18 protein-coding genes are annotated in these 12,086 nt (G+C 61.5%); 14 read left to right on the top strand and 4 right to left on the bottom strand.

Annotated features, from left to right (window positions below):
- Positions 1-2: 2 nt before the first annotated feature.
- Both THS5294_RS01705 and THS5294_RS01700 read right to left on the bottom strand, forming a co-directional pair.
- Complete coding sequence (locus tag THS5294_RS01705; protein WP_058122375.1) at positions 3-221, bottom strand: hypothetical protein; 219 nt, start codon at positions 219-221, stop codon at positions 3-5.
- An 11-nt stretch (positions 222-232) separates the two neighbouring features.
- Positions 233-415 (bottom strand): hypothetical protein, encoded by a 183-nt coding sequence (locus THS5294_RS01700; RefSeq protein WP_058122374.1) that lies wholly within the window; start codon positions 413-415, stop codon positions 233-235.
- Positions 416-517: 102 nt separating this feature from the next.
- Between THS5294_RS01700 and THS5294_RS01695 the strand changes: the two genes are divergently transcribed.
- The 8 genes from THS5294_RS01695 to THS5294_RS01660 all read left to right on the top strand — a co-directional run bounded on the left by THS5294_RS01695 (position 518) and on the right by THS5294_RS01660 (position 7,964).
- On the top strand, positions 518-730 hold the full coding sequence (locus THS5294_RS01695) for a DUF7220 family protein (protein WP_058122373.1): 213 nt from the start codon (positions 518-520) through the stop codon (positions 728-730).
- Between the two features lie 3 nt (positions 731-733).
- A complete protein-coding gene (locus tag THS5294_RS01690; protein ID WP_058122372.1) occupies positions 734-1,231 on the top strand; it encodes a hypothetical protein in 498 nt (165 codons plus the stop codon).
- Complete coding sequence (locus THS5294_RS01685; RefSeq protein ID WP_072936715.1) at positions 1,137-3,200, top strand: terminase gpA endonuclease subunit; 2,064 nt, start codon at positions 1,137-1,139, stop codon at positions 3,198-3,200. The genes THS5294_RS01690 and THS5294_RS01685 overlap by 95 nt, the downstream gene beginning before the upstream one ends.
- 5 nt (positions 3,201-3,205) lie before the next feature.
- Positions 3,206-4,828 (top strand): phage portal protein, encoded by a 1,623-nt coding sequence (locus THS5294_RS01680; protein WP_058122370.1) that lies wholly within the window; start codon positions 3,206-3,208, stop codon positions 4,826-4,828.
- Positions 4,825-5,085: a hypothetical protein gene (locus tag THS5294_RS18180; RefSeq protein WP_058122369.1), complete on the top strand. Its 261-nt coding sequence runs from the start codon at positions 4,825-4,827 to the stop codon at positions 5,083-5,085. Before THS5294_RS01680 ends, THS5294_RS18180 begins: the two co-directional genes overlap by 4 nt.
- Positions 5,082-6,428 carry a S49 family peptidase gene (locus tag THS5294_RS01670; protein WP_058122368.1) on the top strand — a complete coding sequence of 449 codons (1,347 nt, stop codon included), beginning with the start codon at positions 5,082-5,084 and terminating at the stop codon, positions 6,426-6,428. Before THS5294_RS18180 ends, THS5294_RS01670 begins: the two co-directional genes overlap by 4 nt.
- A 16-nt stretch (positions 6,429-6,444) precedes the next feature.
- Positions 6,445-6,816 (top strand): head decoration protein, encoded by a 372-nt coding sequence (locus THS5294_RS01665; RefSeq protein ID WP_058122367.1) that lies wholly within the window; start codon positions 6,445-6,447, stop codon positions 6,814-6,816.
- A 116-nt stretch (positions 6,817-6,932) separates the two neighbouring features.
- Positions 6,933-7,964: a major capsid protein gene (locus THS5294_RS01660; protein ID WP_233486384.1), complete on the top strand. Its 1,032-nt coding sequence runs from the start codon at positions 6,933-6,935 to the stop codon at positions 7,962-7,964.
- Between the two features lie 3 nt (positions 7,965-7,967).
- Here the strand turns inward: THS5294_RS01660 and THS5294_RS01655 are convergent, their stop codons facing one another.
- Together THS5294_RS01655 and THS5294_RS01650 are read right to left on the bottom strand one after the other, a co-directional pair.
- A complete protein-coding gene (locus tag THS5294_RS01655) occupies positions 7,968-8,339 on the bottom strand; it encodes a helix-turn-helix domain-containing protein (RefSeq protein WP_058122366.1) in 372 nt (123 codons plus the stop codon).
- A 23-nt stretch (positions 8,340-8,362) separates the two neighbouring features.
- On the bottom strand, positions 8,363-8,665 hold the full coding sequence (locus THS5294_RS01650) for a type II toxin-antitoxin system HigB family toxin (protein ID WP_058122365.1): 303 nt from the start codon (positions 8,663-8,665) through the stop codon (positions 8,363-8,365).
- A 106-nt stretch (positions 8,666-8,771) separates the two neighbouring features.
- On the opposite strand from THS5294_RS01650, the gene THS5294_RS01645 reads away from it, so the two are divergent.
- Genes THS5294_RS01645 through THS5294_RS01620 form a run of 6 tightly spaced genes read left to right on the top strand, consistent with a single transcriptional unit; the run spans position 8,772 to position 12,081 of the window.
- Positions 8,772-9,185 carry a hypothetical protein gene (locus tag THS5294_RS01645; protein WP_058122364.1) on the top strand — a complete coding sequence of 138 codons (414 nt, stop codon included), beginning with the start codon at positions 8,772-8,774 and terminating at the stop codon, positions 9,183-9,185.
- Entirely contained in the window at positions 9,182-9,994 is an 813-nt protein-coding gene (locus THS5294_RS01640; protein WP_058122363.1) for a hypothetical protein, read from the top strand. Before THS5294_RS01645 ends, THS5294_RS01640 begins: the two co-directional genes overlap by 4 nt.
- Before the next feature lies 1 nt (position 9,995).
- Positions 9,996-10,535 (top strand): phage baseplate assembly protein V, encoded by a 540-nt coding sequence (locus THS5294_RS01635; RefSeq protein ID WP_072936714.1) that lies wholly within the window; start codon positions 9,996-9,998, stop codon positions 10,533-10,535.
- A gap of 14 nt (positions 10,536-10,549) precedes the next feature.
- Positions 10,550-10,762 carry a hypothetical protein gene (locus THS5294_RS01630; protein ID WP_058122362.1) on the top strand — a complete coding sequence of 71 codons (213 nt, stop codon included), beginning with the start codon at positions 10,550-10,552 and terminating at the stop codon, positions 10,760-10,762.
- 9 nt (positions 10,763-10,771) lie between these two features.
- Complete coding sequence (locus THS5294_RS01625; RefSeq protein WP_058122361.1) at positions 10,772-11,197, top strand: GPW/gp25 family protein; 426 nt, start codon at positions 10,772-10,774, stop codon at positions 11,195-11,197.
- A complete protein-coding gene (locus THS5294_RS01620; protein WP_058122360.1) occupies positions 11,194-12,081 on the top strand; it encodes a baseplate assembly protein in 888 nt (295 codons plus the stop codon). The genes THS5294_RS01625 and THS5294_RS01620 overlap by 4 nt, the downstream gene beginning before the upstream one ends.
- Positions 12,082-12,086: the final 5 nt, after the last annotated feature.

The raw sequence follows: 12,086 nt of genomic DNA, 5'->3' as shown, positions 1-12,086 counted from the left end.
CGTCAAATGAGATGAAGTTCGGCTAAGACGCGACTTGCCTCGACCAACTGGTTTGTGGGCAGTTCAATCTTCAGATGCGAGAAAACGTCGGAGGCTTGAGCGGCGACCCCATCTTCGCGCAGAGCCGTCTGGATGGCCTCAGCAACAGCGTCCGGCCGTGAACGATCAAAATGCGCGGGCAGCGTGTCGTGATAAATGCGGATGGTGGTAATAGCACTCATGTTTGGTTCCCTCAGTTCTGTTGGTCGATCATGGCGAGGATGGCGATGGCCATGCCGCCGAGGTATTCGCTGCGGCGAAAGACAATCTCGTCGATGTGGTTGGCATCCGTGATGGCCGGATCGACCGTCAGGTCGGCAGCCATATGCGGCAGGAGTTTGGCGGCGGCGGCGTTGTAACGTTCGGCGATGGTCATGGGCGAGGTCCTTGGGTGCGTCGTTTGCGTCAAGGAATCTTCGCTCTTACGCCTGAGTATATCTACTATAATCGCAGCAATTACATGGCTTTAGATGGACACATGGCGCAATCAAGACGCGGATCTCTGATCGAGGCGGTGACCAACACGGCGGTGGGCTACGCGTTGGCGGTTGCCACGCAGTTCGCAGTGTTTCCGACCTTTGGGTTGCGCGTCGGTGTGGTCGAGAACCTTGGCCTTGGGCTGATCTTCACAGCCGTCTCATTGATCCGTGGATACGCACTTCGCCGCTTATTCGAACGATGGAGGCTGTGACCCATGTCGGACGGCAAACCCCGCGGCCAAACCATTACGGTATCCCAGGCCGCAGCCCTGCTCGGGCGCTCGGACCGCTGGGTCCAGGGCTTGGTCAAATCCGGCTATATGGATCGGGCGCAGCGCGGGGAATACACGCTGGTTGGCGTCATTCGCGGGGCTCTGGCCTATTACGAAGACCAGCTGTCAAAGAACAACAAAGCCGCGGTGGCCAGTCGGGCCACGGAAGCGCGCACGCGTGAGATTGAACTCAGGATCCAGGAACGCAGCCGGGAACTGATCCTGGTGGAGGATGCAAAGGCCGTCGTGGGTGAGATGGCGGCGCTGGTGCGCGCGGAACTTGCGGGTCTCGCGGCGCGCTATACGCGCGATATGGAGGCGCGGCGCGCGCTCGAAGAGGTGATCGATGGCGCGCTTGAACGTATTGCAGGGGCGGCCGACAAAGCAGGGGCAGCTCTGGTCGCTGGCAGCGGCGATCTGGAGGCCGAGCGAGAAGCGTGACCCGGCGCCTTGGGCGGCGGCACACCGGATTTATCCAGAAACTGCCGGCATTCCCGGCCCCCGTGATCCGGGGCTGACGCCTTACATGATCCCTTGGTCTTCGGCGGTGCATCGCGGTGGTTATCGCAGGGTGGTGGCGGTGACTTCGGCACAGTCGGGCAAGACGGACAGCATGCTGGATATCATTGGCGCGCGGCTCGACCAGCGCCCGGCGCCAATTTTGTATGTGGGCCCGACAAAGGAATTCCTGACCGACCAGTTCGAACCGCGGCTGATGGCGTTGTTGGATGAGGCCGACACGCTGGCCAACAAGGTGGTGCGCGGCCGCCGGATGAAAAAGACGCTGAAGCATGTGGCTGGTGTACGGCTGCGCCTTGCCCATGCGGGCTCCTCCACGGCGCTGAAATCTGATCCCGCAGCCTTGGCGCTGATCGACGAATACGATGAGATGATGGCCAATGTGAAAGGCCAAGGCGATGTTCTGGGCTTGGTCGAGGCCCGAGGCGAGACCTACGCCGATTTTGTGACGGCGATTACCAGCACACCGGCGCGAGGCCTCGTGGAAATCGAACCGGATGACAGCAGTGGCCTCGAGTTCTGGGCACGATCAGCGCCGGAGGATCTCGAAAGCCCGATTTGGAAACTCTGGCAGGAGGGCACGCGGCATCACTGGGCCTGGCCGTGCCGGCATTGTGAGGAGTTCTTCATTCCGCGCTTCAAGCAGCTGCGCTGGCCCGACCGCGCGACGCCTGCGCAGGCCAAACAGGCCGCCACGCTCGAATGTCCGCGCTGCGGCGGCCAGCATTCTGAGGCCGATAAGGTCTGGATGAACACGCGCGGTGCCATGGTGGCGCCAGGACAGCGGGTCGAATTCAAGGATGACGCCCCACGCGTGACTGGCGCTCCCGCCGACAGCTCGACCCTGTCGATGTGGACATCGGGGCTCTGCTCGCCGTTTGTCACCTGGGGGCAGCGCGCGGAAACCTATCTGACCGCGCTGCAGTCGGGGGATCACAACCGCATTCAGACGGCGATGAATGCGGGTTTTGGCGAGTGCTACGCCATGACCGCTTCAGGCGATGTGCCGGACTGGCAGGAGATCATGGAACGCCGCCAACCCTACCGGTCGGGCGATGTCCCCGCGGGCGGGTTGCGCCTCGTCATGGGCGTGGACGTGCAGAAGTTCAGTCTAGTCTATGTAATTCGGGCCTTCGGGGCGCGGGGCACGTCCTGGCTGATTGATAACGGTCAGCTTTATGGGCCCACAGAAGATGACGATGTCTGGTCGGCGCTGGCAGACCTGATGCTGACGCCGATGGGCGGGATGCAGATCGAGAAGGTGTTTGTGGACTCCGGCTTCCGGCCGGACAAGCCGGAGCTCGGGAATGAGCACAAGGTCTATGAGTTCTGCCGTCGCTACAGCTGGCTCTGCGCGCCCACCAAGGGGAAAGACATCCAGAGCCCGCCCTATCGGGTCTCAAAAATCGAGGTAAAGCCCGATGGCAAAAAGGCGCTCTATTCGATCGATCTGGTGACGCTCTCGACCGACTTTTTCAAATCGCTGGTGACGTCGCGCATTCGCACGCCGGCCGATCAGCCGGGGGCGTTTCATGTCCATGAACAGGTCTCCGAGGAATACTGCAAGCAGCTGACCTCAGAGGCACGTGTCGTGGTTGAGGGCAAGCCCGTCTGGGTGAAACGCTCGCGCAACAACCACTTTCTAGATTGCGAGGCGCTCTGTGCGGCCATTGGCTACACGCTGAACGTCCAGCGGATCCCGGAAGGGATCGAACGACAAACCAACCTCGAGGCATCCGTGCCCGATGGGCATGACCCAACCCAGGTGACGGCACCAGAGCCTGATATATCAAAGGCGCCGCCGCCGGCATCGCGCTCCTCCCCAGGACGCGGCGGCAGCGGCGCTCTGCGCGGGCGGTTTGCCAGCCATGGCAGCAGGCTGAATGGATAACGCAGATGTCTGTGATCGCAAAGTTGAAATATCTGCTGGCCGAGGCGCTGCCTCCGGTCGCGGGGCCGGAGGGGATGAGCCTCCGCAGACCCTCCGGCAAATACATGCGCGGCGGACGGGGCGTGACCTTCGCCGGTTGGAAGCCGGCCTTGCGGGAAGCCCAAGATGATATTGGCGAGGCCTGGGACGATGCGGCGGCGCGGGTCAACGACCTCTTGCACAACAGCGGTTGGCTTGCCGGCGCGTTGGAGCAATGCGTGGCCAATACCGTGGGCACGGGGCTGCAGCTGAAGGCGCTGCCGGAGAACGAGACTTTTGGCATGACGCCGGCCGAGGCCTCGGATTGGGCCAAAACGGTCGAGCGTCGCTTTGAACTATGGGCGCGGAGCGCGCAGGAATGCGATATCCAAGGCCTTCGGACCTTCGGGCAGATGCAGGCGGCGGCGTTTCGGTCGTGGCTCATCACCGGCGAAATCTTGGCCGAACTGCCCTGGCGCAAGCGGCCGTGGAACCGCTACGGCACCAAGGTACGACTGCTGCCGCCACATCGCCTGTCGCGCAAGACCGAAAGCATGCGGCGGCTGATCAACGGAGTCTACACGGATGCCGATGGCATGCCGGTGGGCTACCGCGCCATTCGCAAGGACCTGTTCAAACACGACGTGGAATATGACGTGCGCGCCCGCGATGCCGCGGGACGGCCGCGTGTGCTCCATATTTTTGAAGGCGCACCGGGCACGCATCGGGGCATTTCGCCTCTGGTGCCGGCGCTGCAGGTGGCGCGCCAGTTCGACCAGCTGGCTGATGCAACGCTAATGGCGGCAATCGTGCAGACGCTGTTTGCGGTGACGATCACCTCGGACGAGCCGACGGAACAAGTGTTGCAGGGTCTGCTGACGCCCCAGGAACATGCGCAGATGTTAGCCCAAGGCATCTCGCCGATGGAGGCCTATATCGAAATGGTCGCGGGCTATTATGACGGCAGCACGCTGGATGTGGGGATAAACGGCCGCTTGGCCCACCTCTTTCCGGGCCAGGAGCTGAAGTTCCACACGAGCAACCATCCGTCCTCGGATTACGCCGCCTTCTCGATGCATCTCTTGCGCGAACTCGCTCGGTGCCTGGGGCTGACTTATGAAAGCGCCACGGGCGACAATGTGGGGGCGACCTATTCGTCGCTGCAGGCGGCGACGACAGAGATCTTCGCCATCACCAAGGCGCGGCGGCGCAACATCATGGCGCCGTTTTGCCAGCCGATCTATGAGGCCTGGCTTGAAGAAGAGATAGAGGCGGGCAGCCTGCCGTTTCCCGGTGGCATTGCCGGCTTCCTCGTCAATCGCACGGCGGCGTGCCGCGCGGAGTGGCGCGGCGATCCACGCCCGCAGGCCGATGATCTCAAGAAGGCCAAGGCGCATGAGGTGTGGAAACGGCTCGGCGTGATGTCGGACGCGATGATCTGCACCGATCTCGGGGCGGATGTGGATGATGTCTACCAGCAACTCGCCCAAGAACAGGCGCTCCGGGCCGAATATGGGCTGCCCGAGCCGCAGATGATGGGGGCGCAGGGTGGTGGCCCTAATGCGGCCACCGATGGACGGGACGACATAGGCGATGAGGCCGAGGCATGACAATCAGCATCGATGAGGCCGATCCTTGCGCCGCCGCTGCCAGCCTACGGCAGGTCTATGTAAGGCTTGTCGCTGGCGAAGGCGCCATGGAGGTGCGCTTTCGGGCCGGATCAAACGGCGTGGAACGCTCCGTCACCTATCATAGGGCGCATCCCGATCGGCTTTTGGCGGTCATTCGCGGTTTTGAAGAGCAATGCGCACAACACCAAGGGCGTGGCCCGCGCCGCTTTGCGCTTGGAACAGGAGGGGTGAGGTGACGGAACCGCCCGAAATCAAACAGAAGGCCGTCGCTGAAGCGGGGCCGTCTCTGGCGCAGATTGCCGGCCGCGTTCTGAACCGACCACTGCTTTTGCACCCGGACAAAGCCGATCTGATCTTGCATGTACTGCAGGGACGGATTGGGATTGAGCCGCTGCAAGCCATCACGCCTGAGACCAACCGGTTCGTCGGCACATATCGCCGTGCCAATGGCAGTATCGGGTCGATGCGCGTGGAAAACGGGGTCGCCATCCTGCCGATTGTCGGCAGTCTGGTGAACCGCGGTGCCTGGATCGGGGCCAGTTCGGGTCTCGTGTCCTATGAGGGGATTGCCGCGCAGCTGCGCGAGGCGGTAGCGGATCCGGAGGTTCGGGCGATCCTCCTGGACATCGACAGTTCCGGCGGTGAGGCCACGGGCATGTTTGCCACGGCCAAGCTGGTCGCGGCCGTCAACAAGACCAAGCCGGTCGTGGCTTTTGTGAACGATGTGGCGGCCTCTGCTGCCTATGGCATCGCGAGCGCTGCATCGGAAATCATCGTCTCGCCCACCTCGATGGTGGGATCGATTGGCGTCGTGCTGACCCATCTCGATCGCTCGGGAGAATTGGAAGATCGCGGCGTGAAGCCGACGCTGATCCATGCGGGCGCGCACAAGGTCGACGGCCACCCGTTTGGACCACTGTCAGACGCCGTGCGCGCAGACCTGCAGGCCGAGGTGATAAAAATCTACGACCAATTCGTGGATCTCGTGGCCGAAGGGCGCACTGGCCGGATCAGCGCGGATGCGATCCGTGCAACGGACGCCCGCACCTATCTTGGCGCCGATGCCATTGCCCAATGCCTCGCCGATCGCATGGCGAGCCTCGATGAGGTGATCGCCGCGCTCTCGCAACCGCCCTCCGGGGCGAGCCCCCAGAGAAAAGGAGGACCCATGACCCAAACACCCCAAAATGAGGCACAGCAGGGCGATGTCTCTGCTATCAGCCCGGCCGATCTACAGTCGGCTGTCGAAGTCACGCGAGCCGAGGCCCATACGGCTGGTGTCACCGCCGGCAAGGCGGAGGCCACCGCGCGGATCAAATCCATCATGACCGCGCCCGAAACGGAAGGCCGCGAGGCACAGGCCTTGGTGCTGGCGCTTGAGACCGAAATGACGGCAGCCGACGCGGCCAAGGTGCTTGCTGCCTCGCCGAAAACCGCCTCTGCGACATCTATCGCCGACCGAGCCGCGCAAGAGGCTGAACTTGGCGCCGAAACGCCGGCCGATCACCGCAACCGGTCTGAACGTAATGCGGCAGGGTGGTCGAAAGCCATCACCCAAGCCAATGCGCGCTTCAACTGAATAGGAGAGGCAGTCCATGACCGTTCTCATCGAAAGCCGGCATCCCGGCGAATTCCTGATGACCGAGGCCAATGGCCAACGCTCGCGGGAAAACATCACCATCGCCAGCGGTGCGGGCATCATCGCGCCGGGCACCGTGCTCGGCAAAATCACCGCAAGTGGCAAATATCTGGCCAGTGCCGTGGGGGCGACTGATGGCAGCCAGAGCGCCGTGGCCATTGCGCTTTACGGCTGCGATGCCACCGCAAGTGATGCTGATATCGCTGCCATCACGCGGGACGCCGAGGTCAACGGCAAGATCCTGACCTACCACCCCGACCGCGACCAGGCCGCCGAAAAGGTTGCGGCCCAAGCTGACTTGGCGATCGTCGGGATTATTGTGCGGTAACCACCGCCAACTGCACGCAACCCTCACATTTTGAAATCTGATCTCCTGCGTCCTCGGGCCGCGAGGTGATCTCGCGTGGCCAGTTATTGGCGCGCCGACGCAATAAAGGACCTCCCATGTCGATCCTCAACATCTTCAGTCAGGACGCCTTCAGCGTCATGCGCCTCACGGACGCGCTTCGTGAGATCAAATACACCCCGTCTCGCATCGGGCAGATGGGACTCTTCCAGACCACCAGCATCGACACGCTCGACATCGCGATCGAGAAGGACAAAGAGCAAAACCGCATGCTGGTCTCGGCGAGCCCGCGCGGCGGGCCCGGCCAGACCTTCGATAAATCCAAGCGCGCCGTGCGCATGCTAAAGGTCCCACATTTCCAGGTCGATGACGCGATCTACGCCGACGAGGTGCAGCAGGTTCGTGCCTTTGGTCAGGAGGTAGCCGTCGAACGGTTGCAGCAGAAAATCGCGGACCGTGCGGCCGAGGCGAGCCAGTTCTTCGCGCTTACAGAAGAATACCACCGGCTGAACATTCTCAAGACCGGCCAGCTACTCGACGCCGATGGCTCGGTTCTGTTCGATTACTTCACCGAATTCGGAGAAAGCCAGCAGGCGGTGGTCGATTTTGACCTCGACAATGCCAGCGCCGCCGATGGGGCGCTCCGCAAGAAATGCGCCGGGGTGATCCGCCAGATGGCGGGCATTCTGGATGGGTTGCCCTATACAGGTATCATGGCGCTCTGCGGAGATGCCTTCTTTGACGATCTGATCGCCCACCAAGAAGTGCGCGAAACCTACAAGGGCTACGCAGATGCAGCCTCGCTTCGGAACGCCTATATCAATTCCGGCAATTCTGGCATCTACGGCGCCTTCGAGTTTGGCGGCATCACCTGGATGAACTACCGCGGCGGCCGGAATGTCGGTATCGACACCGACAAATGCCATCTCTTGCCCTCGGGCGTTCCTGGGCTGTTCCGCACGGTCTATGCGCCGGCAGACTACATTGAAACCGTCAACACCCCCGGCCAGCGCCTCTACGGCAAACAGTGGGAAATGCAGAACGGCAAGGGCGTGAACCTCGAGTTCCAGATGAACGCGCTGCATTACTGCACGCGCCCGCGAGTGCTGATCCCGGGCAAGCGGACATAAATATTAGGCTGCTTCCAAATGATAGGGGCGGATAAGGCAATCAGATGGAATACCCCAATCTTCGTGCAACTTGTGGATCATATCGACGGTCAAGGCGCGTCGCTTTTTGAGAATCTCAGACGCACGGGGGGCTGATCCAAAAAGGTCACCAAGGTCCTTTTGGGTGCGGCCGGTTGCGTCCATGTGCGCCTTGATAACATCGACAGGTTCAGCAGCTGAAATAGGGAAGTGCTTTTCTTCGTAATGCTCGACCAGGTCGACAAGTATATCGAGCAGATCGCCCTCATCAGTATCAGGGGCGGCATCCCAGAGTTCTTCAATAAGTGCGAGTGCCTTCCTGTGATCACTCGCGTTCCTGATAGGTTTGAGTTGCATGTGTGGGGCTTTCAGAAGTTTGGTTAATATTGTGATACGGTCAGGGCGTCGATCTTGTCATACTCAGCGTGGGTTCCTACGAACTTGATAAAGGCAATCTGTCTTGGAAAGTTGAACGCCGCTACGAGGCGGTAGTTGCCACCTTGAATTTCAAAGCGGGCACGTTCTGCATTCAAGACTTTTGCCTTGGAAAAGGCCGCCTGTACGTCTGCCATTGCGTTCCACTCAGCCGCCTTCGCTATTCGGTACCAATGTTCAAGCGCCGGTTTGGAGCTTGGATGAGCATCAGCGAAAGCTGTCAGTGTTTGTCTTGCAATGATCCGCATAGGTGCCCCTTCCCATATTGGGAAAGTAGCAGCGTGTCAGACTTGTGTCAACAGAAATTCCCAATACGGGAAGATGCGCAAACATCGTCCAAAAAACGGAGGCATCATGTCTCTTTTCAATGACTTGGATGCCCGCACCAGCGCAACAGTCAAGGCGGTCTTTGCCGAACCAGCTCTTCTGCGCCCTCGTGTATCCACGCAATACGCGGAACGCAGCGCCGACCCGGACCGGCCCGAGGCAACCACCTACGGCATCTTCTCAGCTGGCCCCGCGCAGGAGGACCTCCGTGGCCAAGCGCGTGGTGGGCAAATGTCGGGCATGACCAAGCTGTCAACCGTCGCCGCCGAGTTCTGGATCGCCAAGCCGCAGATCGATCAGCTGCCCTGGCTGCCGATCACCGGCGACGCGGTTGTTCTAATGGCACGCAGCGGGCAGCCGATTTATGCAATCTCAAGGGTCGCCCCCTCGGATCTGGGCGATTTGACCCTGATCATTGTCCAAGAGGATGAAACTCTATGAGCCTGACGCGCCTTGTCATGCGATTGGCCGCGGCTCGGGCGCTCCGAGACCGCACCCTTGCTGGTGCGCGTGTGTTCGATAGCGCGGTGGATCCAATCGATCAGACCATCGCCGAAAACCGTCAGCCGCTTCTGGTGCTGACGACGGATGAACATGAGGCTGACATCACCGGCCGCGATCTTGCCGGGGACGCGCAACGCTGCGACCTAGTCATCGAACTCGCCATCGCCGCGCGGGTCGAGGTTCCAGCACGCGACGGTCAGGGCGGTCAAATTACCATCGCCATTCCGCACACCGATGAGGGGATGGAACTGACGCTTGATATGATGGAGCACCAAGTCCTCACCGCGCTGACCCGCGATGACAACTCCTGGACGCGCGCCTGGATGAAACTGGTCCCCCGCGTGACCCGGCGACTCTCACGTCGCGGGGCCTCCTCGGAAAACGGCGTGCGCTTCGCCGCCCGGCAGCTGGTTTTGACCTGTGATCTGGTCGACACGCCAGCGGCGGGGGTGGAGATCCTGCCCGGCACCGCCTGGGGCGAGGTTCTTGCACTGATGGAAGCGGATCAGACATTGGCGCCGATCGCGGCCATGCTACGCGAGCAGATCGAGGGTAATGATGTCCCCGATTGGGCGCGCACTGCGCAGATGCTGGGTGTTCCACTGGACGTCATGGATCAGCTTGGCGTTTTGCCCGCGCTCGACGATCAAGGCGATCCAGTGCCCTTGGATACAGTCATCTTCGATGAAGAAGGCGACCGTGTGACCACAATTGATGCGTCGATCACCGCGGCAGCGGGGTCCTGACATGGCCATCCGCGAATTGGTGGAACTCGCCGCGCGCATCGCCGAGCTCGAACGCCGCTTCTCGGGTATGATGCGGCACGGCACTGTGGCTGAGGTTGACACCGAGGCCCAACGGATCCGGCTGGACTTCGGCCCTGCGCATGGGATTTCGGGCCGGTTTTTATCACCCTGGATCCCTTACGCGCAGTTCTCAGGAGCGCTGCGGGTCCACACGCCTCCCAGCATCGGGCAGCAGTTCACCGCGATGTCGCCCAATGGCGATTTTCAGCAGGCGGTCGCCGTGCCGTTAACCCATTCGAGCGCTAACCCGTCACCATCGACGGCAGCCGACCAGAATGTGCTGCACTTTGGCGATGTCACCGTGACCTTGGCTGAAGACAGCCTCGAGATCGCTGTCGGCGATGTGCGTTTCAAGGTTGATGGTGCCAACGTTGAACTCACCGGCGGCCAGGTCCGCCACAACGGCAAGAATATCGGCGACAGCCATATCCATAGCGGCGTGTTGTCCGGGCCTTCGGTCACGGGCGCACCAGCAAACTGACAGGGAAAACACAAATGCCTCGCTACGCCATCACCGAAACCGCCGGCCGCTTTGTGGCGGGCCAGACCAATACAGGCGTGGGCACCGTGCTGGAGCTTACCGAAAAACAAGCCGAACACGAGGTCCGCCTCGGCTCACTGCGCGCGCTGGATGTCAAACCAGCCTCCAAGGCCACGAAGCCTGCAAAGCCTGTCGTAAAATCTGACACCCCCGAGGCCACGGAGTAACCCTGAACTATGGTCCGCCGTTCCCCCAATCCGTCGGTCGGGATGAATGCCGCGACGGGCCGTATTCTCGAGGGCTGGCCGCATGTGGTGCAAAGCCTTCAGGATATCTGCACCACACGGTTTGGCAGCCGGGTGATGCGGGAATGGTATGGGTCTTTCGTGCCGCATCTCATGGGGCGCACAATCAGCCCCAATGAGGTGACGCCCTTTTTCGCAGCGGTGACCTCGGCCATTGAGCAGTTCGAACCGCGCTATCGGGTGACGCGCATCCAGGTCGTCGAGGTCACACGCGCGGGCGTCTTGCATGTCTTCCTCGAGGGCGAATACCGCCCTCGAGCGATGTTTGGCGATTACACCGTGGAGGGCGCGCGGCGCATTGATGCCTATGCAAATCCCGATGGTGTGCTGATCGAAACCCGCGAGGCCCTGGCATGAGCCGTTTCACGGCCATTAATTTGGCAGGTTTGCCGCCGCCTGATGTGATCGAGACGCTGGACTACGAGACCATCGTCAGAGACATGCGTGATGATCTGGTTGCGCGGTTTCCGGACATCGCTGGCGTCATCGATCTCGAAAGCGAGCCCGCGCGCAAGCTCATCGAGGCTTTTGCCTACCGCGAAGTTCTTCTGCGCGCGCGGATCAATGATGCGGCCCGGGCTGTGTTGTTGGCCTCGGCCTATGGTACGAACTTGGATCACCTGGCGGCTCTCTTTGCCACGGCCCGGATGCAGGTCGAGGACGAGACCGGGGCGCTGGTTGCTGAGGATGACGCACACCTGCGTCGACGGGTGCAGTTGGCCCCGGATGCATTCTCGGTTGCGGGACCCGAGGGGGCCTATATTTACCACGCCCTTACTGCCGCCCCATGGGCACGAGATGCCACCGCGATCATGACCACGCCGGGACGCGTGCGCGTGACGATGTTGCGCGCAGGCGATGAACCAGTCCCAAGCCTTGAAGAGCGCGAGGCTGTTCGCCTGTCGCTCATCGACAATAATGTGCGCCCGCTCACGGACATGGTCGAGGTCTTGGGGCCTGCCGTGCATCCGGTCACGATCAGCGCGACATTGACGCTTTATCCCGGGCCAGATGGCAATCTTGTGCGCGATCGCGCTGTCAGCGCGTTGACCTCGTGGGTGGAAACGAACCGGATGCTGGGCATGAACCTGCGCCGCTCAGCCATCTTCTCAAAACTGCATCAGGAAGGCGTGCATTCGGTGAATTTGATCTCGCCATCTGGGGATCTCGTTCTGGGGCCGACCGAAGTCTATGCCATCGAGGATATCACCATCACGGTCGCGGATTTGCGCGACGCCTAGGAGCG

It is taken from the genome of Thalassobacter stenotrophicus (assembly GCF_001458315.1).
In the GTDB taxonomy this organism is placed as follows: domain Bacteria; phylum Pseudomonadota; class Alphaproteobacteria; order Rhodobacterales; family Rhodobacteraceae; genus Thalassobacter; species Thalassobacter stenotrophicus.
This window is presented reverse-complemented; position numbering and strand designations above follow the sequence as displayed.

Coding starts and splice junctions, on each gene's coding strand:
- THS5294_RS01695 (WP_058122373.1), top strand. CDS start 518: ATGGCGCAATCAAGACGCGGATCTCTGATCGAGGCGGTGACCAACACG.
- THS5294_RS18180 (WP_058122369.1), top strand. CDS start 4,825: ATGACAATCAGCATCGATGAGGCCGATCCTTGCGCCGCCGCTGCCAGC.
- THS5294_RS01660 (WP_233486384.1), top strand. CDS start 6,933: ATGTCGATCCTCAACATCTTCAGTCAGGACGCCTTCAGCGTCATGCGC.
- THS5294_RS01650 (WP_058122365.1), bottom strand. CDS start 8,665: ATGCGGATCATTGCAAGACAAACACTGACAGCTTTCGCTGATGCTCAT.
- THS5294_RS01680 (WP_058122370.1), top strand. CDS start 3,206: ATGTCTGTGATCGCAAAGTTGAAATATCTGCTGGCCGAGGCGCTGCCT.
- THS5294_RS01645 (WP_058122364.1), top strand. CDS start 8,772: ATGTCTCTTTTCAATGACTTGGATGCCCGCACCAGCGCAACAGTCAAG.
- THS5294_RS01640 (WP_058122363.1), top strand. CDS start 9,182: ATGAGCCTGACGCGCCTTGTCATGCGATTGGCCGCGGCTCGGGCGCTC.
- THS5294_RS01625 (WP_058122361.1), top strand. CDS start 10,772: ATGGTCCGCCGTTCCCCCAATCCGTCGGTCGGGATGAATGCCGCGACG.
- THS5294_RS01620 (WP_058122360.1), top strand. CDS start 11,194: ATGAGCCGTTTCACGGCCATTAATTTGGCAGGTTTGCCGCCGCCTGAT.
- THS5294_RS01685 (WP_072936715.1), top strand. CDS start 1,137: ATGGCGCGCTTGAACGTATTGCAGGGGCGGCCGACAAAGCAGGGGCAG.
- THS5294_RS01630 (WP_058122362.1), top strand. CDS start 10,550: ATGCCTCGCTACGCCATCACCGAAACCGCCGGCCGCTTTGTGGCGGGC.
- THS5294_RS01665 (WP_058122367.1), top strand. CDS start 6,445: ATGACCGTTCTCATCGAAAGCCGGCATCCCGGCGAATTCCTGATGACC.
- THS5294_RS01705 (WP_058122375.1), bottom strand. CDS start 221: ATGAGTGCTATTACCACCATCCGCATTTATCACGACACGCTGCCCGCG.
- THS5294_RS01700 (WP_058122374.1), bottom strand. CDS start 415: ATGACCATCGCCGAACGTTACAACGCCGCCGCCGCCAAACTCCTGCCG.
- THS5294_RS01655 (WP_058122366.1), bottom strand. CDS start 8,339: ATGCAACTCAAACCTATCAGGAACGCGAGTGATCACAGGAAGGCACTC.
- THS5294_RS01690 (WP_058122372.1), top strand. CDS start 734: ATGTCGGACGGCAAACCCCGCGGCCAAACCATTACGGTATCCCAGGCC.
- THS5294_RS01635 (WP_072936714.1), top strand. CDS start 9,996: ATGGCCATCCGCGAATTGGTGGAACTCGCCGCGCGCATCGCCGAGCTC.